Raw genomic sequence first — 23,731 nt, forward strand, 5'->3', positions numbered from 1 at the left:
GCCAGTCCGGTGGTCGAGTAGCGCCCGACGCAGTCGGACGCGTATCGAGACCACGGCGACCCGGCCTCGGCTCACGAGGTCTCGATACGCGTCGTCGCTCCGCGCCGGCGCTACTCGACCAGCGGGAACACCGGCACGCGACGGCGCTCCGAAACAGCGGGAGGGACCGATCAGCTCGCGGCGAGCTCCTCGGGGACGGGCTTCGGCTCGAAGCCGGCCGCCGCGACGCGCTCGGGCTCGTGCCGGAGGCACGCGACGGCGCGCGCGGCGCCGTCGGCGGGGACATCCGTCGACCCGAGGCTCGGCGTGAGCGTCCCGCACGCGTCCCACGCGAACGCGCAGCGGTCGCGGAACGCGCAGCCACCGCCGAGCTTCGCGAGGTCGGGCGGCGAGCCCGGGATGCCGGTCAGCTCGCGCCGCGGCCCGCGCAGCGGCGGGAACGAGTGCAGCAGCGCCGACGAGTACGGGTGCCGCGGCCGGTGGTAGACGTCGAGCGCCTTCGCGTCCTCGACGATCTCGCCGGCGTACATGATCGCGATGCGGTCGGCGATCTCGATGAGCAGCGACACGTCGTGCGTGATGAAGATCACCGAGAACCCGAGCCTGGTGCGCAGTTCCGCGATCTGCTCGACGATCTGCCGCTGCATGACCACGTCGAGCGCCGTCGTCGGCTCGTCCATGATCAGGACCTGGGGCTCGAGCGCGAGCGCCATCGCGATCATGACGCGCTGGCGCATGCCGCCCGAGAGCTGGTGCGGGAAGGCGCGGAGCCGGTCGGGCGCGATGCCGACGAGTTCGAGCAGTTCGGCCGCGCGCTCGAGCGCCTCGGGCTTCTTCACCCCGGGTCGGTGCGCCATGATGCCGTCGGCGATCTGCGACCCGATCCGGTGCACGGGGTTCAGCGAGTTCATCGCACCCTGGAAGACGATCGCGAGGTCCTGCCAGCGGGAGGCGCGCAGCGCCCGGTCGTCGAGGCGCAGGATGTCGGTCGTGTTCCCGTCGCGGCCGGTGAACAGCACCTCGCCGCCCGTGATGAGGCCCGGCGGGGGCAGCAGCCTGGTCGCGGCGTACGCGAGCGTCGACTTGCCGCAGCCGGACTCGCCCGCCAGGCCCAGCACCTCGCCGCGGCCGAGGGTCAGCGAGACCTCGCGCAGCACGTGCACCGGTTCCTCGTAGCCGTAGTCGACGGAGAGGTTCCGGATCTCGAGCACCGGGTCCGCGACGGATGCCCCGGCGCGGAGGGCTTCGGGAGTGTGGAGCGTCATGCGCTGCGTCCTTCCGTGATGGTGCCGGGCGCGGAATCGTGGGATCTCGAGACGCGTCCTCCTTCGTCGGGCGCTCCTCGATCAGCGGAGGCCGCCGGTGCCTCGGCGACGACCGGCGTGAAGCCGATGCGCGGGCGGATGCCGCGCTTGCGCAGCGAGCGCGCGTTCGCGCCGGTCGAGCGCAGGCGCGGGTTGACGAACTCGTCGATGCCGAAGTTGATGAGCGTGAGGCCCATGCCCAGCAGGGCGATGCACAGGCCCGCGGGGATGAACCACCACCAAGCGCCGCGCTGGAGCGCGAGTTGCGACTGCGCCCAGAACAGGATGGTGCCCCAGTTCCAGTCGCTGCCCGAGCCGATGCCGATGAACGCGAGCGTGATGAGCGAGAGCACCGCGAACGTGACCGTGCCGACGAAGCCCGACGCGATGATCGCGGTGAGGTTCGGGAGGATCTCGACGAGGACGATCCGCCAGGTCCGCTCGCCCGACGCCCTGGCCGCCTCGACGAAGTCCCGGCGGCGCAGCGACAGGGTCTGCGCGCGCAGGACGCGGGCGCCCCACGCCCAGCCCGTGACCGCGATCACGACCGCGACCGTGATGCCGCCGACGCTCGGGAGCTGACCGGCGATGATGATGATGAGCGGGAGCTGCGGGATGACGAGGAAGACGTTCGAGAGCGCCGACAGCGTCTCGTCGCCCACGCCGCCCACGTAGCCCGCGGTCACGCCGACGACCACGCCGATCGCGGTCGCGAGGATGCCGGCGACGAAGCCGACGACCATGACGCCGCGCGTGCCGACGAGCAGCTGGCTGAAGATGTCCTGCCCGAGGTGCGTCGTGCCCATCCAGTGCTCCCACGAGGGCGGCTGGAGCAGGTCGTCGCTCTGCGCGCTCGGGTCGTAGGGCGCGATCCAGGGGCCGATGATCGCGATCAGGGTGAAGAACGCGAGGATCCCGAGGCCGGTGAGCGCCTTCGCGTTCCGGAGGAAGAGGAACTTGCGGCCGGGCTTCCGGGGCCGGTGCGCGGCCGCGGCGACCGCGGTCGTGCTCGGCGTCTCGGTGAGGCGGCCCGCCTCCTCGAGTTCCTCGACGATGCTGGTGTCGATCGTCATGTCAGCCCTCCTGCCGGGTGCGCGGGTCGAGGATCGCGTACGCGAAGTCGGCGAGGATGTTCGCCGCGAGCACCGCGATCGTGATGACGAGGAAGCAGCCCTGCATGAGCGGGTAGTCCTTCGCGTTGACCGCGTTGAACAGCAGGAAGCCGATGCCCTGGTAGGTGAAGACCATCTCCATGATGAGCGTGCCGCCGACGATGAACCCGAGGGAGAGCGCGAAGCTCGACACCTGCGGGAGGACCGCGTTGCGCGCCGCGTAGTGGGTCATGACCCGGCGCTCGGAGATGCCCTTGGCCTGCGCGACGGTCACGTAGTCCTCGCTCGAGACCGTGACGACCATGTTCCGCATGCCGAGGATCCAGCCCGAGATCGAGGAGACCACGATCGTGAGCGCCGGCAGCGTGCCGTGGTAGATCACCGAGGAGATGAACTCCCAGTTCCACGCCGGCACGAGCGACCGGTCGTAGCTGCCCGAGGCGGGGAACCACCCGAGCGTGACCGAGAAGATGAAGATCGCGAGCAGCCCCAGCCAGAAGTACGGGACCGCCGAGAAGAACGTCGAGATCGGCAGGAGCGAGTCGGCCCACGTGCCGCGGCGCCAGCCGATGCCCGAGCCGATGATCGTGCCGACGAAAAAGCTGATGATGGTCGCGATGCCGACGAGGCCCACGGTCCAGGGCAGCGCCTCGCCGATGACGTCGAGCACGGGCAGCGGGAAGAACGTGAATGAGATGCCGAGGTCGCCCTTGATGAGGGTCGCCCAGTAGTCCCAGTACTGCTGCCAGAGCGTCTTGTCCTCGTCGAGGCCGAACATCGCGTAGAGCGCGGGCATCGCGTCGGTCGGGATCCTGCCCTGGTTCTTGGCGATGAGCGCCTTCACCGGGTCGCCCGGCATGAGGCGGGGGATGAAGAAGTTGATGGTGACGGCCGCCCACGCGGTGATCACGTAGAAGGCGAGGCGTCGGGTGATGAACCTCATGCGGATGCCTCCTCAGCGGTGGCCTCGGACGCGGCGGCGTGGGCGACGACCGCGGCGGCCTCGGGCACGGCGGGCCGGTCGCCGAACGCGTCGAGCACCGAACCCAGCCGGGGCCGGTCGTCGCGGTCGGAGTACCCCCAGCAGGCCGCGGTGCGGCCGTCGCCGACCGGCAGGAGCGGCGGGGTCTCGGTGCGGCACACGTCGGACGCGAACGGGCAGCGCGGGTTGAAGCGGCATCCGCTCGGGGGCGTGACGAGGCTCGGAGCCTCGCCTCGCGCGCCGTGCGCGCGGGCCTCGAGATCGTCGGGGTCGGGGGCGCTGCGGATGAGCAGCTGGGTGTACGGGTGCTTCGGGTCCTGGGTGACGGACTCGCTGTCGCCCGTCTCGACGACGCGGCCGGCGTACATGACGACCGTGCGATCCGCGAAGTACCGGGCCGACGCGATGTCGTGCGTGATGTACAGGATCGCGATCTGGAGCCGGTCGCGGAGGTCCTTGAGGAGGTTCAGGATGCCGAGCCGGATCGACACGTCGAGCATCGAGATCGGCTCGTCGGCGAGCAGCACCTCGGGCTCCGCCGCGAGGGCTCGCGCGATCGAGACGCGCTGGCGCTGGCCGCCGCTCAGCTCGTGCGGGTACTTGTCGACGTACCGGGCCGGCGGGGTGAGCTGCACGCGCTCGAGCAGCTCGTCGAGCGCGAGTTCGAGCTCGCGGCCGCGGAGGTGGCCGCGGTGGATCCGCAGTGCGCGCGTCAGGGTGTGGCGCACGGGGTGGATCGGGTTCAGCGACCCGAACGGGTCCTGGAAGATCATCTGCACGCGGCCGACGTAGCGCCGGAACCCGCGGCGGTTGCGCACGACCGCGTCGGCGCCGTCGAGCGTGATGCGCCCGGCGGTGAGCGGCATGAGCTGGGCGAGGAGCCGGGCGATCGTGGACTTGCCCGAACCGGACTCGCCGACGAGCGCGACGACCCTGCCGCGGTGCAGTTCGAGGTCGACGTCGTCGACGGCGTGGACGAATCCGCGCCGACCGAGTCCTCGGACGGGGAAGTGCTTGCGCAACGCCTCGGCGCGGAGGACCGGGGCGTCGTCGGGGGGAGTGTTGCTCATGCGTTCACCTTTGAAACAGCCTCGGAACAGGGTAGGCGTCGGTTGCGCGAATGCGGAATCGAGCCGTGCGAGACCGGGTGGCGGGCGGCTGGGAAGCCTTGGTGGGACGGGACGGGCCGGTGGAGCCCGTGCGGCGGGCGGCGGCTCGGCCGCCGCCCGCCACATGGGGTTACTTCTCGGAGGGAACGAGCTTCGAGAGGATGAGCGCCGCCTGCGGACCCGTGGGCTGCGGGTTCGCGTAGGGGTCGTCCTCGGTCGGGAAGCCCGTGTAGTTCACCGTCGAGTACTGCGCGACGGCGGGGCGCTGCCAGATCACGAGGCCGGGGACCTCTTCGACGTAGTGCTGCTGGATGACCTGCATCGCGGCGGCACGGGTCTCGTCGTCGGACGCGGACTTGAAGTCGGCGAGCGCCTGCGTGACCTCGTCGTCGTTGTAGCGGCCGAAGTTCCAGTTCGCGGTCTCACCGAGCGGCACGTACGACACGCCGTCCATGATGTTCGAGTACAGGTTCCACGGCGTGGAGCCGTTGTCGACCCAGTGCAGGGTCGCCTGGAAGTTGCCGAACGGGATGATGTCGTTGAACCAGGTGTCCTGCACGGCCGGCTCGACGGTCGCGGTGGCGCCGAGCTCCTCGGCACCGGTCTTGATGATGTCGAGCGCGGACAGGTAGTCGCTCCAGCCGGCCGGGTTGGTCAGCGTGAACGTGACGGCGACGCCGTCGGGGTCGACCAGCTTGCCCGAGGCATCCCAGGTGTAGCCCGCGTCGGTCAGGATCTGCTTGGCCGCGTCGAGGTCGACCGAGATCTCCTGGCCCTGGAACTCGTCGGAGATGTACGCGTCACCGGTCGGCGTGGGCAGGCCCGTGATCGAGGTGAGCACCGGCCAGACGCCGTACCCGGCCTTGGCGGAGATCTCCTCGCGGTCCATCGTGAGGTTGAGCGCCTGGCGGAACGCGACGTCGTCGAACGGCTTCGTCTCGTTGTTCAGGAACAGCACGTCGACGCCGAAGCCGCCGCCGGCGACCTGGTGGTAGTGCTCCGGGTCCTTGGCGATGAACGTGTTCTCGTAGTCGGGGATGAAGGTCCAGCCCCACTGCGCCTCGCCGGTGGTGAGGGCGGTGGTCAGGCCGTTGTTGTCGTTGAACGTGTCGTAGCGGAGCGCGCCGACCTTGGGAGCGCCGCCCCAGTAGTCGGCGTTCGCCTTCAGCGACACCGACTGCGAGCTGAACTTGTCGAGCACGAACGGGCCGGTGCCGATCATCTCGTCGTCGGTGAACTCGACGGGGTTGTCGACCTCCGACCAGATGTGCTCGGGCACGATGAGGAGCCGGTACAGCTTGTCGCGGTTGACGTACTGGCCGCCGGTGAAGTTCACCACGACCTTGCCGTCCTCGACCGAGATGTCGCCGTACTGGTCGGGGAAGTCGATGTTCAGCTCGGGGTGGTCCTTGCGGAGCTGGATCGAGAACGCGATGTCGTCGGCGGTGAAGTCCTCGCCGTCCGACCACTTCACGCCTTCGCGCGGGGTGATGGTCGCCTGGGTCGAGTCGTCGTTCCACTCGACCGACTCGGCGAGCCACGGGGTGGGGTCGTCGGTCGGGTGCAGCTCGTTGACCTGCATGAGCGACTCGTAGACCACGAACGCGTAGCCGAGCGAGAGCGATGCCGATCCGGTTGCCAGCGGGTTCTGGTTGGGTGCCTGCGGGCCGTTCGGCATGCCGACGACCAGGACCTTCGAGCTCGAGCCCTCGGTGGCGCCGCCGGCGCTGCAGCCGGCGAGCGCGAGTCCCGCCGCGACCACGACGGCCCCGGCGACGAGGATGCGCTTGCGCATCATGTCAAATGCCTCCTTGCATTTCCTTGGTGTGTTGCGGGTTTGGAACTACTCGTCCTCGACGACGACCGAGGTCGCCAGTCGGAGGTCTCTGGAGGACCGACCGACGCGGAGCGTATACGAACCGCGCGGCAGGTCCCAATCGTGATGTTCGGCGTCCCACACCTCGAACGCCCGTCGGGCGATCGGGATGGAGACCTCCGCCTGGACTCCGGGCTCGAGGTCGACGACCGCGAAGCCGGCCAGCCAGCGCACGGGACGGTCGGCCCCGGGCTCCGGCGCGGAGAGGTACGCCTGGACGACCTCGCGGCCGGGCCGGGCGCCCGTGTTCCGGACGGTGACGTGCAGTGTCGCGAACACGGAGTCGGTGGATGCCCCGAGCGGGTCGGATGCCCCGAGCCGGTCGGATGCCCCGAGCTTCACGCGTGCGTCGGCGTAGGTCCACTCGGCGTAGCCGAGGCCGTAGCCGAACTCGCGCGCGGGGGTGCGCTCGAGGCGGTCCCAGCCGCGGTGCCCGACGTGGACGCCCTCGGCGTAGGTGATGGCGCCGTCGACGGGGATGCCGTCGGGTACGGGGACATCCGCCTCGCTCGCCGGCAGCGTCCACGGCAGGCGGCCGCTCGGCTCGATCGCGCCGGTGAGCACGGCTGCGAGGGATGCGCCGGCCTCCTGGCCGGGGAGCCACCACCAGAGCACGGCGGGCGCCTCGTCGAGCCAGGGCAGGATGACCGGGGCGCCGGCGTTCACGACGACGACCGTGCGCGGGTTCGCCGCGAGCACGCGGCGGACGAGGTCGTCCTGGTGCGCGGGCAGCGCGAGGGTCGGGCGGTCCCAGCCCTCGGACTCGGTCTCGGGGTTGGTCCCGACCACGACGACCGCGACGTCGGCCGCGGCCGCGGCGGCCACCGCCTGGGCGATCTCCTCCTCGACCGTGAGGCCGGGCGCGCGGTAGCGGAAGTGCACGCGGACGAAGCGGCCGTACGACTCGCCGTCGATGACCTGGAGGTCGGCCTCGACGCGGACCGCGCGCGATGCCGGCGAGGCATCCGTCACCTCGATCGCGGTCGCGATCATCGGCGGGTTCGCGTAGCTCGAGTTGAGGATGACCTCGCGGCCGACGTGCTCGGCCGATTCGCCGCGGACCTCGCCGTCGACCTCGACCCGGTGCGCCCCGACCGGGCCGACCTCGATGACGTGCCGTCCGGCGCCGTCGAGCACGAGGTCGGTGCGGAGGCGGACGGATGCCACGCGCGCGTCGTCGATCGGGAACCACAGCGCCTCGGCGTCGGGCAGCACGTACGTGCCGATCACGGCGCCGTCGGCGTCGAGGTGGTCGATGCGGATGCCGGGTTCGCCCTCCGGTGTCGTGACGATCGTCGCGGGCACGAGCGGAGCGGTCCGGGTGGTCGCGCCGCCGCGGTGGAGTTCGACCTCGGCCGACGGGAAGGCGGCGCGGAGCGCGTCGATCGGGAGCGAGACGTGCGGGGCCGTGACGAACGCACTGCCGCCGCCCTGGGTGAACGGCTCCACGGCGTTGTGGCCGATGAGCGCGATCCGGGACGGGGCATCCTCGCCGTCGACGGCGATCGGCAGGAGCGCGCCCTGGTTGCGGAGCACGACGGTCGAGCGGGCGGCGGCCTCGCGCAGGAGCGCGGTGACCTCGTCGGCCGCGGGGTCGGCGGTCGCGCCGGCCCGGTCGAAGGGGAGGACCTCGCCGGCGAGGCCGCTGAGGGCGCCGACCCGCTCGGCGAGGCGCACGATGCGGGCGACCTTGTCGTCGATCACCGACTCGGCGACCCGGCCGTCCTCGACGGCCGCGACGAGGGCTGCGCCCCACGGTCCGAGCGGACCGGGCATCACGAGGTCGAGCCCGGCGTTCGCGGACTCCTCGGTGTGCTTGGTCGCGAGCCAGTCGCTGATCACGACGCCGTCGAAGCCGAGGTCGTCCTTCAGGAGGCCCGTGAGGAGGGGACGGTTCGCGGTGGCCGTCTCCTCGACGCCCTCGACGGCGATGGCGTTGTAGGCCGCCATGATCGTCCAGACGCCGGCGTCGACGACCGCCTCGAACGGCGCGAGGTAGACCTCGCGGAGCGTCCGCTCGTCGATGCGCGAGAGGTACTCGGTGCGGTCGGTCTCGGTCTCGTTGCCGAGGAAGTGCTTGACGCAGCCCGCGACGCCCCGGGCCTGGAGCGCGTCGATGAAGGCGACGGCGAGCCGGCCCGTGAGCAGCGGGTCCTCGGCGAGGCACTCGAAGTGGCGCCCGCCGACGGGGCTGCGCTGGAGGTTCACGACCGGCGCGAGGACGACGTCGACGCCCTTGCGGCGGGCCTCGGCGGCCATCAGGCGGCCGAGGTCGGCCTGCAGGCGCTCGTCCCACGTGGCGGCGGTCGCGCTCGGGGCGGGCATCTGCGCCGAGGCGAGGCCGTCCTCCCCGGTGCCGCGCACGCCGATGGGGCCGTCGGAGACCGTGATGGTGCGCAGGCCGAGTTCGGGGAGCGCGGTGAGGGTCCACGTGCCGGCGCCGGTGAGGAGGGCGACCTTGTCGGCGAGCGGGAGGGAGTGCGCGATCGCGATGGCGTCGTCGAGCCCGATGGTCGTCGGTTCGGCGGCCGGGATGCTCCGGTCGTCGGTGGCGGTCGGGGTCGAGGTCACGCCGTTGCTCCTTGGGCTCGTGATCGAGCCGTCAGGCTCGCCGGTGAGGACTCGAACATGGTTACACACTTACTGACTTGTAAGTAAGTCGACGTGGTAACGTTTCGATAACGCGCCGCCGATGGTGCGATCGGGCGTTCCGCATGGAACGATGCAGTGAACGCTCACAGCGTCAGGAGAGGCCTCGACGTCGAGGCATCCGGAAGGGAACACGAAGCACGTGGCAGCAGGCGACGCACGTACCAAGCCCGCGGCCGAGCGCGTCCAGCGCCCCCAGGCGCGCACGCTCGAACGACGCGAGGCCGTGCTCAAGGCGGCCATGAAGGTGTTCGGGGCGCGCGGCTACAACAAGGGCGCACTCGTCGAGGTCGCCGAGGAGGCGGGGATGACCCACGCCGGCGTCCTCCACCACTTCGGCAGCAAGGAGGGCCTGCTCGTCGCGATGCTGAAGTACCGCGACGGCGAGGAAGTCAACGGCGTTCCCGCGAGGGCCCAGACCGAGGGCCCGGCGTTCCTCCAGCACCTCGTCGACACCGTCGAGGAGAACACCCACCGCCGTGGCGTCGTGCAGGCCTACTCGGTGCTCTCGGGCGAGGCCGTCACCGACGGCCACCCGGCACACGACTACTTCCACGACCGGCTGCACATCCTGCGCGACAAGATCGCGGGCGTGTTCGGCGAGGTCACCGGCAACACGGACGACGTCGCACTGCACGATGCGGCCTCGACGCTGATCGCCGTCATGGACGGCCTGCAGGTGCAATGGTTGCTCGAGCCCGAGGGCGTCGAGATGCCCCGCCTCGTCGGCACCGTCATCGACGAGCTGATCGCCCGTCTCGAGGCCGGTCGCTGACGCTGGAGTAGCGCCGGCCCGTCCCCCGCGGTCGGGCCAGCCCGTACCCGGTGGTCGAGTAGCGCCGGCGCGAAGCGACGACCCCCGGTGGTCGAGTAGCGCCGGCGCGCAGCGACGACGCGTATCGAGACCTCGCGAGCCGAGGCAGGGTGCCGTGGTCTCGATACGCGTCCGACTCCGTCGGGCGCTCCTCGACCGCCCAGACGCTGCCCATCGCGCGCCGGAATCGGCCGCGCCCGCCTATCCCCGCGACCACCCCTCGACGAACTTCGCGAGCAGCCGCGCGAACTCCGCGCGCTCGTCCGCGGTGAACCCGGCGAGCGCGGCGTCGATCGCCGACCGGCGTCGACCGAGCATCGCGACGAGTGCGGCGCGACCCGCATCGGTCAGGACGAGGATGCTCCGCCGAGCGTCGCGCGGATCCGCCTCGCGCCGCACCTGGCCGGCCTCGACGGCGGCCTGCACGAGCCGGCTCGCGCGCGGCTGGTCGACGCCGACGTGCGCGGCCAGGTCGCTCACCGAACTCGGGCCGTGATGATCCAGCGCCAGGAGGAGCCGCACCGCGGCATGACCGCCCCGCCCGCCGGGGCCTCCGCCCTCCCCGCGCCGCCCGTACCCGCGGCGACCGTGCCCGTGCTCGCCGTGCGCGTGGTCGTGCTCGCCGTGGTCGTGCTCGCCGTGCCCGTGCGGGCCGCCGTGGCGACCTCGCTCCCGGTCCTGGTCTCCGCGCGGCCCGGGGGCGAAGGGCCCGGCGCCGAACGGCGGGCCCCCGCCGGGCCATCCTGCACCCGGACCCCGCCCGCGGAGCGCGGTGAGCGCGGTCTCGATGGCGTCGAGCGGGTCGGGCCGCCCCGCGTCTTCCGACCGCACCGCGACTTCCGGCGGCAGGGGCTCGTCCGAACCTGAGCGTTCGCCGAACTCGCCTTGACTCGAGGCATCCATGCATGTCATGGTACATATACATGTCAATTGACATGCAATCACCCAGTACGCGCGACGCGCGCCGGCCTCCGAACCCGGAGGACCGTGAAAGGAACACCATGACCACCGAATCCACCCCTGACCAGCGCCCCGACGAGCCCGGCGAGCACGCGGGCCACGCCCCCGGCCGTCGTCCGTTCGGCTTCTGGCTGAAGCTCGTCGACCGCCGCCTGGCCGACGAACTCGACCGCACCCTCGCCGCCGACGGCCTGTCGCGCGGCGACTGGCGCACCCTCAACCTGCTCGCCGGCCTCGCCGACGACGAGCACCGCACCGCCCGGCTCCTCGCCCGACCCGAACTGCTGGACCGCCTCGTCCTCCGCGGCTGGGTCGAGCCCTTCGACGAGGGCGCCGAACTGCCCACCCTCACCGACGAAGGACGCGCGGCACGCGACCGGCTCGAGGCATCCGTCGAGGGCCTTCGCGCCCGTATCGCCGGGGCCGTTCCCGCGGACGACTTCGCGACCACCCTCCGCACGCTCGAGGCCGTCGCGCGCGAGCTCGGCTGGGACGAGACCCAGCCGATGCCGCGCGGGCACCGAGGCGGTCGCCGCGGGCCCGACGGCCACCGGCACGGCGGCGGCTCGAGCCAGGGCGGCTGGCACGGCCGCGGGTACGGCCGGCGCGGCTTCGGCGACGGCGGGCCCCACGGCACCGGACGCGAGTTCGAGCACGGGCACGGGCACGGCGTCGACCACGAGGCCGGGCACGGGCACCACGGAGCCCCGCACCCGCACGACGACGGGCACGGACACGGTGGCCACGGGCACGGACACCACGGCCCGCAGCAGGACGTCCACGTGCACGTGCACATCCACGACGGCCGCGACGCCCACAGCGGTCACGGCCGGAAGCACCGGCCGCACGGCAAGGGCTGACCGCCGCCTACCGGTGGTCGAGTAGCGCCGGCGCGAAGCGACGACGCGTATCGAGACCTGGTAAGCCGAGGCAGGGTCGCCATGGTCTCGATACGCGTCCGACTCCGTCGGGCGCTACTCGACCACCGGGGGAAGTCCGACTCCGTCGGGCGCACCTCGACCACCGGGGAACTCCGACTCCGTCGGCCGCACCTCGACCACCGGGGGAAGTCCGACTCCGTCGGGCGCGGGGGTTCCCGGTGGTCGAGTAGCGCCGGCGCGGAGCGACGACGCGTATCGAGACCTGGCGAGCCGAGGCAGGGTCGCCTTGGTCTCGATACGCGTCCGACTCCGTCGGGCGCTACTCGACCACCGGGGGAAGTCCGACTCCGTCGGGCGCTACTCGACCACCGAAGGGCGGATGGGGCCCGCGCCGACGTCTCAGATCCCGCGGACCAGCGCCTCCCGCAACTCCTCGCCCAGCGACGGCGGCTCGTCGACGTCGACCGCGAGCGACTGCAGCAGCGTGCCCAGGTACACGCGCACGGCCGCGGCGATCGCGATGTCGGCGATCTCGCGGTCGCTGAACCCGTGCGCGCGGAGCTCGAGCGAATCGGCATCCGTCATCGACGAGGCATCCGAGGCCGCCTTCTCGGCGAACCGCATCATCGCGACCTCGGCGTCCGACAGGTCGGCGTGGGCGTAGTCGAGCGCGATCCGCTCGAGCTGCGGCGCCTCGGCCACGCCCTTCGCGAGCACCTTCGCTCCGTGGGCGAGCCTGCAGTGCCGGGACCCGCGACCGCGCGCAGCCGCGAGCGTCACGAGCTCGTACCGCCTGAGGCCGAGCGTGCCGACGGTCGACTTCACGATCTGCTGGAACCCGGCGAACGCCGCCGGGTTCACGGCCATCGCGAACGTGTGCGAGGGGATGTACCCGGTCTCGCGCCGCTCGGCCTCGTAGAGATCGGCGACCTCGCCCGTCGCCTCCGCCTCCGGCGTCGTCGCGATGATCATGGCGTCCCCCTTCGCGTCGCGGCCATCCTGCCAGTTCCCACGATGGGCGGCCACGGGTTGCGGCGGGGACCCGTGGCGGGGACCGGGTCCGCGCTCAGGCCTCCGACGCCCCGCGCGCGTTGTAGACCACGGCGTCGGATGCCCCGTACTCGCGGAACACCGCGATCGCCTCGTCGCGGCGCACGTCCTGGACGACGCGGATGCCGCGCCGCTCGAACTCGGCGACCCAGTCGGGATGCATCGGGCCCTCGTCGAACCCGGTGAGCTCCTCGCACTCGGGCCCGTCGCCCGCGATCGTCAAACGGCGCACTCCCGACCACATGGTCGCGCCGTAGCACATGACGCACGGGCGCCAGTTGACGACGAGTTCGAGGTCGGCGCCGCCCGCCCCGAGGTCCCACCGACCCAGCCGCGCCTGCGCGAGCGTGAGCGCGGTGACCTCGGCGTGGCACGAGCTGAGCCCCGAGGACAGCACGACGTTCACGCCCGCCGACACGAGCGCACCGGATGCCGCGTCGACGACGATGGCCGCGAACGGCCCGCCGTTCCCGGCCCGCCAGTTGCGGTCGGCGAGCTCGTTGACCAGGTCCATCCGCTCCTCGGGCGTGCCGAGCGGCCGGTCGGCGAGGGAGTCGAGGTCGGCCACGAGCCACGGGGGCAGCTCAGCGTGGAATCCGGTTGCCAGCGGTGCGTCGAGGCGGCTCATCCGCCCAGTCTGCCCGCCGCGCCCGTCCCCGCGCTCCCTCATTTCAGGACCACAGCCGTCATGGCTGCGATATGCGCTTGTGATGTATCGGGACATCGGTGACGGTTCTGCATCAGGACATCGGTGACGTTTGGTGTGTCAGGACATCGGTGACGTTTTCGGGGTTGGTGGGCGTGGTCCGCGGGGGCGGCCGTTGCTGACGTACGTGGTGCCGGGTGCGGGTCGGGGGTGCTCGATCAGGATCGTGCCGTCGGTATCGGCGAACGTGATCGTCTCGGGGTTCTCGATGATCAGGATCTGGTGTCCGGCGAGTCGCCCGTCGATGTGGAACTTCACGCCGCGGACCTTGATCCCGCCGTTGGCCTCGACGCGTGCGAGCCGGACCTCGTCGGTGCTCGCAGGGGTCGGGTCGTAACTGCGTGGGCGGGTCGGCTCGATGGGCCGGGGTCGGGGTGGTTCGGCTGTCGGGGTCGCGTCCCAGGCCTGTTGCGGGGTGATCCGGCCGGGTAGGCCCTGGTGCGGGCGTTCGCGGTTGTAGATCCTGTCGAACCGGTCGACCTGGGCTTGGAGTTCGGCGAGGGTGTTCGCGAGGGGCTGTTGGTCGAGGAACCGGAACAGGGTCTGGTGGAAGCGTTCGTTCTTGCCCTGCGTGGTCGGTTTGTACGGTTTTCCGGTGATCGGTTCGATACCGAGCCGGGACACGTGGATCACGAGCCGGCCGTGGATGCCGCGACGGGACGGGTTCAACGCCGTCCCGTTGTCGGTGAGGAGCCGTTGCGGGACCCCGTGCGCGGTGATGCCCTTATCGACCACGGCGATCGCCGCGTCCGAGGTTTCCGACCATGCCACGAGCGACGCGACCGCGTACCGGGAATGGTCATCGATGAGTTGGAAGATCACGCACCGGCGGCCGCCGGTCAGGACGTACTCGGTCGCATCCAACTGCCAGCACGCGTTCGGTGCCGGGTACACGAACCGGCGGTACGCGGCCCGCGGCTTCTTCCTCGGCTCCGCACGAGCCACTCCCGCGTCACGGAAGATCCGCGCCAGCGACGCCGTCGACGGGGGGATCATCCCGAGGCTGAGCATCCGGTCGTGCACGCTGATCGGCCCGTGATCCAGACCCGACTGCTCCAGCGCGGCCCGCACCTGGATGGCGTGGACCTTGATGTCCGCACCGATCCGGGACGGGCTCACGGCCGGGCGTTTCGAGCGTGGCTCGAGCGCGGCCGCCGGCCCATCCGTACCGACCCGTCGACGGATCTCGTAGAACGTCTTCCGTGAGATTCCGTGCTCGGCACAGAACGTCGTCACCGCACCCCGCGGTGCGTCCGGTGGCCACTGCGTGATCGCGAGACGGACACGGGGATCGACAGGCTCGTTTCTGCTCACCCCGCCATCAGAGCCGCAGAAGTGTCACCACCAAACACCCACGAAGTGTCACCGATGTCCTGATGCAGAACCGTCACCGATGTCCCGACACATAACACTGCGATATGCGCTCATGACGGCTGTGGTCCTGAATTGGGAGCACGGAGCAGCGAGCAGGGAGCAGGAAGCGACCGCTCAGCGCGAGGACGCCGCGCGCGAACGGCGCGGCGCCCGACCGCCGATGGTCCCCTCGGCGCCCTCCGACAGCCGCTGCGCGATCCAGATCGGCACGATCGACACGATCACCAGCACGACCGCGATCACCGACACGATCGGCGCCTGGTTCGGCCGGAACATGTTGTTCAGGATGAAGATCGGCAGCGTCGTGACGCCCGACCCGGCTGTGAAGGTCGTCACGATGATCTCGTCGAACGACAGCGCGAACGCGAGCAGCGCGCCCGCCAGCAGGGCCGAACGCAGCTGCGGGAACGTCACGAGGCGGAACGTGGTCCACACGCCCGCGCCGAGGTCGGCCGAGGCCTCCTCGAGGTTCGTCCCCGTGCGCCGCAGGCGCGCGATCACGTTGTTGAAGACCGTCACGATGCAGAACGTCGCGTGCGCGATGACGACCGTCCAGATCGAGAGCGGCACGCCCATGATCGTGCGGAAGAAGTTGTTCAGCGCGATACCGGTGATGATGCCGGGCAGGGCGATCGGCAGGATCACGAGCAGGCTGATGGCGTCCCTTCCGAAGAAGTCGAACCGCTGCAGCGCGAACGAGATCAGCGTGCCGAGCACGAGCGCGACCAGCGTCGAGACGACGGCGACGGCGACGCTCGTCTCCACGGCCTCGAGCGCGCCGGCGCTCTGGAACGCCTTCCCCCACCACTCGAGCGTGAACCCGGGCGGCGGCCAGGTGAGCGAGGTCGAGGTCGAGAACGAGTTCACGAGCACCACGAACAGCGGCACGTAGACGATCACGAGGATGACCCCGGTCACGGTGCCGAGCGTGAGGCGGGCGGCCCTGCTGAGACGCATCCGTCGCTCCTAGAGGTTGTCGAGCGCGCCGGTGCGGCGCACGAGGAAGAGGTAGCCGAAGATGATCGCGATCGGGATGAGCGCGATCGCCGCGGCGAGCGGCAGGTTGTTCGCGGCGCCCACGTTCGTGTAGACGAGGTTGCCGAGCATCTGGTTGGCGCCGCCGACGATGTTGACCGTGATGTAGTCGCCGAGCGAGAGCGAGAAGCTGAAGATGGTGCCCGCGATGATCGCGGGGAAAGCCATCGGCAGCACGACGTGCCGGACCGTCGGCCAGGTCTTGCCGCCCAGGTCGGCGGATGCCTCGAGCAGCGAGTCGGGCACGCGTTCGAGTCCCGCCTGGATGGGCAGGATCACGTACGGGAGCCAGAGGTAGGAGAGCGTGATGACGGTCGCGGGCAGTCCGTACCCGGGCGTGTGCAGGCCGAACGGCTGCAGCAGCCACTCGAGGATGCCGTCCTGCGAGAGCACCGACCGCCAGGCGTACGCCTTCACGAGGTAGCTCGCCCAGAGCGGCATCAGGACGAGGATCAGCAGGATCCGCCGCGAGCGCGGCGTGGCGACCTTCGCCATGTAGAACGCGATCGGCAGGGCGAACACGACGTCGATGAGCGTGACCAGGAGCGCGACGCCGAGGGTGCGCAGCGTGACCGTCTGGTAGAGCGCGCCGGTCACCACTTCGATGATGTTGTCGAGCGTCCACTCCGTGGTGATCTCGCCCGTGAAGCTGTCGACCGACCAGAACGCGGTGACGAGCAGCAGAACGAGCGCGACGATGTAGACGATCACCAGCCAGAACAGCGGCGCGGCCAGGAGCAGCGCGAGGCGGGTCCGCGGGTGGGTGGTGAGGTAGGCGGAGCCCGCCCGCGCCGCAGAGCGACGCGGGCGGGACACCGCTGCGGGGGCCGTCATCAGCCCTTGATCTCCTGCCAGGCCTGGGTCCATGCGGCGTAGTCGGTGCACTCGACATCGGTGCGGCCGTCGAGGCACTCGGCGATCGGCGTCGACCAGTACCAGATCTGCGACGCGTAGTCGGCGTCACCGGCGTGGTACGCCTCGCAGTCCTCGCGGTACTCGCATGCGGCGTCGCTCGAGGGCGCCTCGCCGAAGTACGAGGTGGCGGTGGCGTTGGCCTCGGGCGAGGCGATGTAGTCGAGCCACGCGTACGCGCAGTTCGGGTTCTTCGCCTCGGACGCGATCATCCACGTGTCGCTCCAGCCCGTGGTGCCCTCGTCGGGCAGGACGACCTGGGTCGTCGCACCCTCGGACTCGAGCACGTTCTGGATGACCTGCCAGCTCGTGCCGACGACGGTGTCGCCGGTCGTGAACGCCTGGATCTCCTTGAGGTAGTCGCTCCAGTACTCGCCGATCGACTCGCGCTGCGTCTTCAGGAGGTCGACCGCGGCGGCCAGCTGCTCCTCATCGAGGGAGTAGGGGTTCTCGATGCCGAGGTCGGGGTTGTGCGCCATGAGGTACACGGCCGCGTCGGCGATGTAGATCGGCGAGTCGTAGGCCGTGACCTTGCCCGCGTTCTCGGACGCCTTGTCGAACACGACGTCCCACGAGGTGGGCGCCTCGGGGAAGACGTCCGTGCTGTACATGAGCAGGTTCGCGCCGTAGCCGTGCGGGACGCCGTAGGGGACGCCGTCGACCGAGTTCCACGACTCGTTCTTCAGGAAGTCGTAGATGCCCTCGTAGTTCGGGATCAGGTCGGTGTTCACGGGCACGACGTCGCCGGCCGCGATGAGGCGCAGCGTCGCGTCGCCCGACGCGGAGACCACGTCGTAGTCGCCGGTCTTCATGAGGTTAAGCGCCTCGTCGGACGTGCCGAAGGTCTTGGTCGTGACCTCGCAGCCGGTCTCGTCCTCGAAGGGGGTGACCCAGTCGACCTCCGGGTCGTTGGTCCCGTCCTCGACGTAGCCGGGCCAGGCCAGGATCGAGATCTGGCCCTCCATCTCGCCGAGCTCGGTCGCGGCCTCGCCGCCGCCGTCGCCGCCGCCGGAGGTGGTGCCGCAGGCGGTGAGCAGGGCGACGGAGGTGATCGCGAGTCCCACGGTCACGCCCCGTCGGGCCGTGCGCGTGTTGCGCATCATGGTGCTCTCCTTCTTGTCGTGGTGCAGGGTGCTTCTCTTGGGGTGGTGGTGCGGTGGTGCGGTCGGTGGGCGCCGCTCGTCAGACGGCCTCGGAGACCCCGGTCAGGGGGTAGGCGACGGATGCGCCGCCGGGGACATCCGCTCGCAGCTCGACGACGTCGTCGTCGTGCCAGGCGACGAGCACGCGGTCGCCGCGCTGGTCGTCGTGGAGCCGGCCGCGCGCGTTCTGCTCGAGCACGCTGATGCGGGGCCCGGCGTCGAGGTCGACAACGATGCGGATGCCGCTGCCGAGGTAGATCGCCTCGACGACGGTGCCCCGAGCGGTGCGGAGCGCGGGTTCGGCGGTGTCCGGTGCGACGACCGAGAGCTTTTCGGGCCGGATGGAGTGCGTGCCCTTCCGGCCGAGCACTGCCACCGAGGCATCCTCGTCGAAGAGGTTCGAGGTGCCGACGAAGTCGGCGACGAACCGCGAGGTCGGCCGCTCGTAGAGCTCGGCGGGCGTGCCGAGCTGCTGGATGCGCCCGTCGTGGAACACCGCGACGCGGTCGGAGAGGGTCAGGGCCTCCTCCTGGTCGTGGGTGACGAAGATGAACGTGATGCCGAGCTCGCGCTGGATCTGCTTCAGCTCGACCTGCATCTGCTCGCGGAGCTTCAGGTCGAGCGCGCCGAGCGGCTCGTCGAGGAGCAGCACCTTGGGCTCGACCACGGTCGCGCGGGCGAGTGCGACGCGCTGGCGCTGGCCGCCCGAGAGCTGCGAGGGGCGGCGGTCGGCGTAGGGCTCGAGGCGCACGCTCGCGAGGGCGCGGCGGGCGCGCTCGTGCCGTTCCCTGCGTCCGATGCCGCGCACGCGGAGGCCGTAGGCGACGTTCTCGAGCACGCTCATGTGGGGGAAGAGCGCGTAGTCCTGGAACACGGTGTTCACGTCGCGGTCGAACGGCGCGCGCCGGGTGACGTCCTCGCCGAAGAGCTCGATCGTGCCGGAGGTCGGCTGCTCGAAGCCCGCGATGAGCCGGAGGACCGTGGTCTTGCCCGAACCGGACGGGCCGAGCATCGAGAAGAACTCGCCCGCCCCGATCTCGAGGTCGACGTGATCGACCGCGGTGACGGCCCCGAACTCCTTGGTGAGTCCAGTCAGCCGGATCGCCGGGTGCCGGTCGGTCATGTGCGCCTCCTTCGGTGCAGCCACCCGGTGGAGCGGGTGCCGTTACTCGAAATCATATGGATCCATATGTCTAAGTCCAGACGAACGTGTTACGTTCAGGTCACGGAATCGACGGCGAGCTGCAGGAGGTCGGGATGCCCCAGGCCACGCGCCGCGCGGACGCGACCAGGGCCGTCGTGTTCTCGCCGCTCGACGGCGCGGGCCGAGCGGAGCTCGTCGAGCAGCGCCTGACCGACGCGATCGTGGCCGGCGTCCTGCGCGACGGCGAGCGCCTCCCGAGCGAGACCGACCTCGCCCGGAGCCTCGGCGTGGCCGTCGTCACCGCGCGCGAGGCGCTCCTCGCGCTCCGCGACAAGGGCCTCGTGCTCACGCGTCGCGGCCGCGACGGCGGCAGCTTCGTCACCTACGACCGGGATGCCTCGCAACGGCTCATCGACGACCGCGTGCGCGCGCTCAGCCGGATCGAGCTGCGCGACCTCTCGCTGCACTACGCCGCGATCGCGGGCATGGCCGCCGAAGTCGCCTCCGACCGCGCGAGCGACGACGACCTCGAGAACCTCGCCGACGTCGACGCGCGCGCCGACCTCACGACGGCCGGCGGCGCGCGGCGCGCGGTCGGGCGGTTCCAGCTCGAGATCGCCGCGGTCAGCCAGTCCCCCCGGCTCGTGCACGAGGAGCTGCGCCTGCAGGCCGAGGCCGGGCCCCTCCTGTGGCTGTGCCTGCGCGAGCAGCGCTCGCGCGATCGCAGCCGCCGGGCCCGCCTGGACGTGATCCAGGCGATCCGCTCGGTCGATCCGGAGGCCGCGCGGCGCGCGACCGTCGCGCACATCGCCGAGGCGCTCGAGTGGCTGCTCGACGAGAAGGTGCGGCTCGAGGCATCCACCGCGCCGGCCGAGGTCGTCGCGCCCGCGGCGACCGCACCGCCCCATCCCGCACCCGACCTGCCCGGCCCCGCACCCGTCCTGGAGGGAGAGCGCGCATGACGCTCGGTATCGACCTGTCCGCGTCGCGCGTCGCGACGCTGGTCGCCTCGACGATCGACCCGGTGTTCGCGACGATCGACGGCTGGCGCGACGCGCTCGCCGCCGAGCTCGCGCGCCGCGACGAGCCGACCGCACGCGAGCTCGACCCGTTCGTCGAGTCGCTCGTCCGCCCGGAGCTCGGGCGCATCGACGGCCTGGTCACCGGCGCCGGCTTCGTCGCCGATCCCGGCTACCTGCCCGATGCGCCCTGGCACCTCGCGTGGTGGCTCGGCGCGGCGAACACCTTCGGCGCCGGAGCGGGCTCGGGCGTGCGGCGGCTCGACGCGGTGAGCGACCCCGACTCGGAGCAGTTCCGCGACTACACGACGCTCGAGTGGTGGCGCGTGCCCGCCCGAACAGGCCGGCGGCACCTCACGGGCCCGTACGTCGACTACCTCTGCACGGACGACTACACCGTGACCATCACGACGCCCGTGACGGTCGGCGGCGAACTCGTCGGCCTCGTCGGCACCGACGTCTACGTCGCCCGCCTCGAGCAGGTGCTGCTGCCGGTGCTGCGCGGGTCGGGGCATCCGTGCAGCCTGGTGAACGCATCGACCCGGGTGGTCGCCTCGACCGACGCCCACCGCGCACCGGGGTCGCTGCTCCGGCTCGACGGGCTCGCCGACGCGCTGGCCCCGCTCCGCGACCGGCCCGAGGGGGCGCCCGCCGCGCGGCTCGCGGGCGGCGCGGCCGTGGTGCCGTGCGGCGACACGTCGCTCGCGCTGGTCCTCGAGGGCTGATCCGGAGCCCGAGGGACGGTCGGGTCAGACCCGGAGGGCGGCGGCGGGTTCGAGCAGGGAGTCCGCGATCGCGGTGTCGGCGCCGAGCGCGACGAGCCGATCGCGGTAGGCGCGGCGCCCGCGGCGGTAGGGCTCGTCGGTGTCGCGGATCGTCGCGAGCAGGTTCATCCACTCGAACATCCCCTGCTGCTCGAACGCGAGCTGGGCGGGGTCGTCGAGGCCCGGCAGCTCGCCGAGCTCGACCGCGTATCGCGCGGACGCCTCGAGGTACGCGATCCACGCGTCGAGCGCGTCGGCGAGCGCCTCGCGCACCGGCCCGGGCTTGGAGTGGAAGTCGGATGCCGCGGTCGAGAAGAAGCAGCCGCCGGGGAAGACGCGGTCCTGCGAGTAGGCGACGTTGCGGTCGAGCAGCGCGACGAGGCGACGGATGCCCCGCGGCTGGACGCGCGCCGGCACGACGACGGTGGCGACGAACCGCTCGCGCGCGGCCTCGACGGCCGCGAGCTGGAGCCGTTCCTTGCTGCCGAAGAGCGTGGCGACGCTCGACTTGCCGACGCTCGCGGCATCGGCGATGCGGGCGATCGAGAGCTGGTCGAGCCCCTCGACCGACGCGAGGTCGACGGCGTGGGCGAGGATCGCGCGGCGCGAGGCATCCCCTCTCGCCCGCCTCCCGTCGACGATGACGCTGGATTCCGACATCCCCCTAGTGTACGTACGAACGTTCGTATAATCTACGAACGATCGTTCGTACGTACACTCATCCGCCGGAGGACTCCGATGCATCCCGCTGCCGACGCCGTGTTCGCCTCGCTCCGCACCGCCGAGCGCGTCTCCCCGGGCCTCGCGGCCCGCCTCGCCGAGCCGGTGTTCCGCTCGACGCGCCCCCCGGCGAAGGTCCGGCCGGGCGACCTCGCGACGCACGGGACGGCCGCGCGGTCGACCCTCCGCCTGCCCGCGCACCCCGGCGACCGCCGGGGCCGCGAGGCGATCGTCTACGAATGGACCGGGCGAGGCGCGCCCGTGCTGCTCGCGCACGGCTGGCGCGGGCGCGCCTCGCAGTTCGCGACGATCGTCCGCGAGCTCCGCGCCGAGGGGCACCGCGTCATCGCCTTCGACGCGCCCGCGCACGGCGACGCCCCCGGCCGCCGGGCCGACATCCGCGACTGGCTCGCGATCATCGACGCCCTGCACCTGCGGAACGACCGGTTCCACGCGATCATCGGCCACTCGTTCGGGTCGCTCGCAGCGCTCACCGCCGTCCGCGAAGGCGTCCGCGCCGACCGCGTCGTCACGATCGCGGGCATGGCCGACGCGCGCTACCTGGTCGACGGCTTCGGCGCCCTCACTGGCCTCGGGCCCGACGCGTGCGACCGGCTCGCCGGACGGTTCGCTCGCCGGGTCATGCCGGGGATCGCCGACCCGTGGCCCCGCTTCGACGCGGTCGCCGACCCGCTGCCCCGCGGGCTCCCCCTCCTCGTCGTGCACGACCGGGACGACCGCGAGGTCGCCGTCGGCGAGGCGGTCCGCCTGCACGCGGCGCACCGCGACCGCGCGCGGCTCGTGCTCACGGGCGGCAGCGGCCACAACGCGGTCCTCGGCGCCGAGCCGACCCTCGACGCGATCGTCGGCTTCGTCACCGACGGACTCGCGGGCGTGGATGCCTCGGGCCTCGGCCGGCCCGCGACCGCCGACGTCACCGCCTGATCACGTGACGTGCTCGGCTCACGGCATCGTGTCGCCGAGCTCCCGGTAGAGCCGCGCGAGGCCGGCCACGTCGTCGCGTGCGAACGCGGCACGCTGGCGTTCGGCGCCGGCACCGCGTGCGAGGAGCTCCGCGAGCGCGTCCCGGCACGTGCGCTCGGCGTCGATGGCGTCGAGCAGGTTCGCGACCACCGCCGGCACCGACGCGAGGCCGCCCCGGATCGGATCGGGCACGAGCGCGGAGTGGCCCTCGTGGGCGGCCGCCCAGACCGCGGCGGACACGACCTCGACGGGGGCCGCGCGCATCGAGGCATCCACCGAACCGTGCCGCCCGACCGGACCGCGCGGGTCGGCCAGGATTGCGGTCGCGATCGCGCGACACAGCAGCGCGATCGCGATCGCGTCGTCCGGATGCAGCTGCGCGTCGCCGAACCGCAGCTCGACGGTCGGCAGGTGGTGCGAGATCCGCATCATCCAGGCCACCGCGGCACGGTCGCGCGTCGCCCCGAGGCCCACGAGGTCGCGGATGCGCCGGTCGTAGTCGGCGGCGTCCGCGAACGCGCCCGGGACGCCCGCGGTCGTCCAGCGGCGCATGACGATCGTGCGCCAGCTCGCGAAGCCCGTGTCGGCACCGCGCCAGAACGGCGAGTTCGCGGCGAGCGCGGTGAGCAGCGGCATCCACGGTCGCATCGCGTTGAGGACCCGCACCCGGTCCTCCGGCGCGTCGACGCCCACGTGGACGTGGAGCCCGCAGACCTGGTGGTCGTCGACGATCGCGCCGATGTCGGCGCTCATCCGCTGGTACCGCGGCGACTTCGACACCTCGGGTCCGTGCAGCGCGGCGAACGGCGTCCCGGTCGGCGCGGGGATCAGGCCCTCGGCCGCGGCCGCCGCCAGGAGTGAGCGGCGGAATGCCGCGAGTTCGAGCCAGGCCTCGTCGCCGGTGCGGCAGATGCCGGTCGCGCTCTCCACCTGGGAGGCCAGGAGCTCCGAGGTCGCACGGGCGAACCCGGCGGCGTGCATCCGCGCGAGCACGGCGGGCCCGGATGCGACCGGGTGCAGCGTGTCCGGGTCGAGGAGCACGAACTCCTCCTCGACGCCGAACGGCACGGGGTCGCCGACGCGCCCGCGTGCGATGTCGAACGGGTCGGGATCCGGCGTCGGGAACACGCCGATCGCCTCCGAAGCGAACTCGTCCATCGCTGCCTCCCCCGACGCGCACGACCTGTCGACGTC

Annotated in this window: 21 protein-coding genes and 1 pseudogene; 6 read left to right on the top strand and 16 right to left on the bottom strand. The window is 71.7% G+C overall.

Going from position 1 to position 23,731, the window contains the following annotated elements; genetic code table 11:
• Nucleotides 1–170: 170 nt before the first annotated feature.
• The 6 genes from ACDF64_RS04020 to ACDF64_RS04045 form a co-directional block, all read right to left on the bottom strand.
• Nucleotides 171–1,265, bottom strand: a complete 1,095-nt coding sequence (locus tag ACDF64_RS04020; protein WP_394553541.1) for an ABC transporter ATP-binding protein — start codon at nucleotides 1,263–1,265, stop codon at nucleotides 171–173.
• On the bottom strand, nucleotides 1,262–2,377 hold the full coding sequence (locus ACDF64_RS04025) for an ABC transporter permease (protein WP_394553542.1): 1,116 nt from the start codon (nucleotides 2,375–2,377) through the stop codon (nucleotides 1,262–1,264). Before ACDF64_RS04025 ends, ACDF64_RS04020 begins: the two co-directional genes overlap by 4 nt.
• 1 nt (nucleotide 2,378) lies before the next feature.
• Nucleotides 2,379–3,359, bottom strand: a complete 981-nt coding sequence (locus tag ACDF64_RS04030; protein ID WP_394553543.1) for an ABC transporter permease — start codon at nucleotides 3,357–3,359, stop codon at nucleotides 2,379–2,381.
• The gene (locus tag ACDF64_RS04035) at nucleotides 3,356–4,468 is read right to left on the bottom strand and encodes an ABC transporter ATP-binding protein (RefSeq protein WP_394553544.1); all 1,113 of its coding nucleotides are present in this window, start codon (nucleotides 4,466–4,468) and stop codon (nucleotides 3,356–3,358) included. The genes ACDF64_RS04030 and ACDF64_RS04035 overlap by 4 nt, the downstream gene beginning before the upstream one ends.
• Before the next feature lie 169 nt (nucleotides 4,469–4,637).
• Nucleotides 4,638–6,305: an ABC transporter substrate-binding protein gene (locus ACDF64_RS04040; protein WP_394553545.1), complete on the bottom strand. Its 1,668-nt coding sequence runs from the start codon at nucleotides 6,303–6,305 to the stop codon at nucleotides 4,638–4,640.
• 45 nt (nucleotides 6,306–6,350) lie between these two features.
• Nucleotides 6,351–8,954, bottom strand: coding sequence for a beta-glucosidase family protein (locus tag ACDF64_RS04045; protein ID WP_394553546.1), 2,604 nt, complete (start codon nucleotides 8,952–8,954; stop codon nucleotides 6,351–6,353).
• 220 nt (nucleotides 8,955–9,174) lie between these two features.
• Between ACDF64_RS04045 and ACDF64_RS04050 the strand changes: the two genes are divergently transcribed.
• Nucleotides 9,175–9,807, top strand: coding sequence for a TetR/AcrR family transcriptional regulator (locus ACDF64_RS04050; RefSeq protein ID WP_394553547.1), 633 nt, complete (start codon nucleotides 9,175–9,177; stop codon nucleotides 9,805–9,807).
• Between the two features lie 240 nt (nucleotides 9,808–10,047).
• Here the strand turns inward: ACDF64_RS04050 and ACDF64_RS04055 are convergent, their stop codons facing one another.
• On the bottom strand, nucleotides 10,048–10,368 hold the full coding sequence (locus tag ACDF64_RS04055) for a MarR family winged helix-turn-helix transcriptional regulator (protein WP_394553548.1): 321 nt from the start codon (nucleotides 10,366–10,368) through the stop codon (nucleotides 10,048–10,050).
• A 6-nt stretch (nucleotides 10,369–10,374) separates the two neighbouring features.
• Between ACDF64_RS04055 and ACDF64_RS04060 the strand changes: the two genes are divergently transcribed.
• Nucleotides 10,375–10,713 carry a hypothetical protein gene (locus ACDF64_RS04060; protein ID WP_394553549.1) on the top strand — a complete coding sequence of 113 codons (339 nt, stop codon included), beginning with the start codon at nucleotides 10,375–10,377 and terminating at the stop codon, nucleotides 10,711–10,713.
• Between the two features lie 134 nt (nucleotides 10,714–10,847).
• Nucleotides 10,848–11,666: a MarR family winged helix-turn-helix transcriptional regulator gene (locus tag ACDF64_RS04065; RefSeq protein ID WP_394553550.1), complete on the top strand. Its 819-nt coding sequence runs from the start codon at nucleotides 10,848–10,850 to the stop codon at nucleotides 11,664–11,666.
• Nucleotides 11,667–12,086: 420 nt separating this feature from the next.
• Here the strand turns inward: ACDF64_RS04065 and ACDF64_RS04070 are convergent, their stop codons facing one another.
• From ACDF64_RS04070 to ACDF64_RS04100, 7 genes and pseudogenes are all read right to left on the bottom strand, one after another.
• A complete protein-coding gene (locus ACDF64_RS04070) occupies nucleotides 12,087–12,659 on the bottom strand; it encodes a carboxymuconolactone decarboxylase family protein (RefSeq protein WP_394553551.1) in 573 nt (190 codons plus the stop codon).
• Between the two features lie 94 nt (nucleotides 12,660–12,753).
• Entirely contained in the window at nucleotides 12,754–13,365 is a 612-nt protein-coding gene (locus tag ACDF64_RS04075) for a nucleoside deaminase (RefSeq protein WP_394553552.1), read from the bottom strand.
• 112 nt (nucleotides 13,366–13,477) lie between these two features.
• Nucleotides 13,478–14,679 (bottom strand): annotated as a pseudogene (locus ACDF64_RS04080) (integrase core domain-containing protein).
• Nucleotides 14,680–14,931: 252 nt separating this feature from the next.
• Nucleotides 14,932–15,774: an ABC transporter permease gene (locus ACDF64_RS04085; RefSeq protein ID WP_394553553.1), complete on the bottom strand. Its 843-nt coding sequence runs from the start codon at nucleotides 15,772–15,774 to the stop codon at nucleotides 14,932–14,934.
• A 9-nt stretch (nucleotides 15,775–15,783) separates the two neighbouring features.
• Nucleotides 15,784–16,686: an ABC transporter permease gene (locus ACDF64_RS04090; RefSeq protein WP_394553554.1), complete on the bottom strand. Its 903-nt coding sequence runs from the start codon at nucleotides 16,684–16,686 to the stop codon at nucleotides 15,784–15,786.
• Nucleotides 16,686–17,867, bottom strand: a complete 1,182-nt coding sequence (locus tag ACDF64_RS04095; RefSeq protein ID WP_394553555.1) for an ABC transporter substrate-binding protein — start codon at nucleotides 17,865–17,867, stop codon at nucleotides 16,686–16,688. Before ACDF64_RS04095 ends, ACDF64_RS04090 begins: the two co-directional genes overlap by 1 nt.
• A gap of 79 nt (nucleotides 17,868–17,946) precedes the next feature.
• A complete protein-coding gene (locus ACDF64_RS04100) occupies nucleotides 17,947–19,029 on the bottom strand; it encodes an ABC transporter ATP-binding protein (protein WP_394553556.1) in 1,083 nt (360 codons plus the stop codon).
• Between the two features lie 134 nt (nucleotides 19,030–19,163).
• Here ACDF64_RS04100 and ACDF64_RS04105 point away from each other — a divergent pair, with 134 nt between their 5' ends.
• Nucleotides 19,164–20,012 carry a FadR/GntR family transcriptional regulator gene (locus tag ACDF64_RS04105; RefSeq protein WP_394553557.1) on the top strand — a complete coding sequence of 283 codons (849 nt, stop codon included), beginning with the start codon at nucleotides 19,164–19,166 and terminating at the stop codon, nucleotides 20,010–20,012.
• Complete coding sequence (locus ACDF64_RS04110) at nucleotides 20,009–20,794, top strand: hypothetical protein (protein ID WP_394553558.1); 786 nt, start codon at nucleotides 20,009–20,011, stop codon at nucleotides 20,792–20,794. Before ACDF64_RS04105 ends, ACDF64_RS04110 begins: the two co-directional genes overlap by 4 nt.
• Nucleotides 20,795–20,818: 24 nt before the next feature.
• Here ACDF64_RS04110 and ACDF64_RS04115 read toward each other — a convergent pair whose 3' ends face one another.
• The gene (locus ACDF64_RS04115) at nucleotides 20,819–21,493 is read right to left on the bottom strand and encodes a TetR/AcrR family transcriptional regulator (protein WP_394553559.1); all 675 of its coding nucleotides are present in this window, start codon (nucleotides 21,491–21,493) and stop codon (nucleotides 20,819–20,821) included.
• Nucleotides 21,494–21,571: 78 nt separating this feature from the next.
• Here ACDF64_RS04115 and ACDF64_RS04120 point away from each other — a divergent pair, with 78 nt between their 5' ends.
• Nucleotides 21,572–22,498 (top strand): alpha/beta fold hydrolase, encoded by a 927-nt coding sequence (locus ACDF64_RS04120; RefSeq protein WP_394553560.1) that lies wholly within the window; start codon nucleotides 21,572–21,574, stop codon nucleotides 22,496–22,498.
• Between the two features lie 18 nt (nucleotides 22,499–22,516).
• Here the strand turns inward: ACDF64_RS04120 and ACDF64_RS04125 are convergent, their stop codons facing one another.
• Nucleotides 22,517–23,695 (bottom strand): YbdK family carboxylate-amine ligase, encoded by a 1,179-nt coding sequence (locus ACDF64_RS04125; protein WP_394553561.1) that lies wholly within the window; start codon nucleotides 23,693–23,695, stop codon nucleotides 22,517–22,519.
• Nucleotides 23,696–23,731 lie beyond the last annotated feature (36 nt).

Source organism: Agromyces sp. MMS24-JH15 (genome assembly GCF_043518605.1).
In the GTDB taxonomy this organism is placed as follows: domain Bacteria; phylum Actinomycetota; class Actinomycetes; order Actinomycetales; family Microbacteriaceae; genus Agromyces.

Coding starts and splice junctions, on each gene's coding strand:
- ACDF64_RS04020 (WP_394553541.1), bottom strand. CDS start 1,265: ATGACGCTCCACACTCCCGAAGCCCTCCGCGCCGGGGCATCCGTCGCG.
- ACDF64_RS04025 (WP_394553542.1), bottom strand. CDS start 2,377: ATGACGATCGACACCAGCATCGTCGAGGAACTCGAGGAGGCGGGCCGC.
- ACDF64_RS04030 (WP_394553543.1), bottom strand. CDS start 3,359: ATGAGGTTCATCACCCGACGCCTCGCCTTCTACGTGATCACCGCGTGG.
- ACDF64_RS04035 (WP_394553544.1), bottom strand. CDS start 4,468: ATGAGCAACACTCCCCCCGACGACGCCCCGGTCCTCCGCGCCGAGGCG.
- ACDF64_RS04040 (WP_394553545.1), bottom strand. CDS start 6,305: ATGATGCGCAAGCGCATCCTCGTCGCCGGGGCCGTCGTGGTCGCGGCG.
- ACDF64_RS04060 (WP_394553549.1), top strand. CDS start 10,375: ATGACCGCCCCGCCCGCCGGGGCCTCCGCCCTCCCCGCGCCGCCCGTA.
- ACDF64_RS04065 (WP_394553550.1), top strand. CDS start 10,848: ATGACCACCGAATCCACCCCTGACCAGCGCCCCGACGAGCCCGGCGAG.
- ACDF64_RS04070 (WP_394553551.1), bottom strand. CDS start 12,659: ATGATCATCGCGACGACGCCGGAGGCGGAGGCGACGGGCGAGGTCGCC.
- ACDF64_RS04075 (WP_394553552.1), bottom strand. CDS start 13,365: ATGAGCCGCCTCGACGCACCGCTGGCAACCGGATTCCACGCTGAGCTG.
- ACDF64_RS04085 (WP_394553553.1), bottom strand. CDS start 15,774: ATGCGTCTCAGCAGGGCCGCCCGCCTCACGCTCGGCACCGTGACCGGG.
- ACDF64_RS04090 (WP_394553554.1), bottom strand. CDS start 16,686: ATGACGGCCCCCGCAGCGGTGTCCCGCCCGCGTCGCTCTGCGGCGCGG.
- ACDF64_RS04095 (WP_394553555.1), bottom strand. CDS start 17,867: ATGATGCGCAACACGCGCACGGCCCGACGGGGCGTGACCGTGGGACTC.
- ACDF64_RS04100 (WP_394553556.1), bottom strand. CDS start 19,029: ATGACCGACCGGCACCCGGCGATCCGGCTGACTGGACTCACCAAGGAG.
- ACDF64_RS04105 (WP_394553557.1), top strand. CDS start 19,164: ATGCCCCAGGCCACGCGCCGCGCGGACGCGACCAGGGCCGTCGTGTTC.
- ACDF64_RS04110 (WP_394553558.1), top strand. CDS start 20,009: ATGACGCTCGGTATCGACCTGTCCGCGTCGCGCGTCGCGACGCTGGTC.
- ACDF64_RS04115 (WP_394553559.1), bottom strand. CDS start 21,493: ATGTCGGAATCCAGCGTCATCGTCGACGGGAGGCGGGCGAGAGGGGAT.
- ACDF64_RS04120 (WP_394553560.1), top strand. CDS start 21,572: ATGCATCCCGCTGCCGACGCCGTGTTCGCCTCGCTCCGCACCGCCGAG.
- ACDF64_RS04125 (WP_394553561.1), bottom strand. CDS start 23,695: ATGGACGAGTTCGCTTCGGAGGCGATCGGCGTGTTCCCGACGCCGGAT.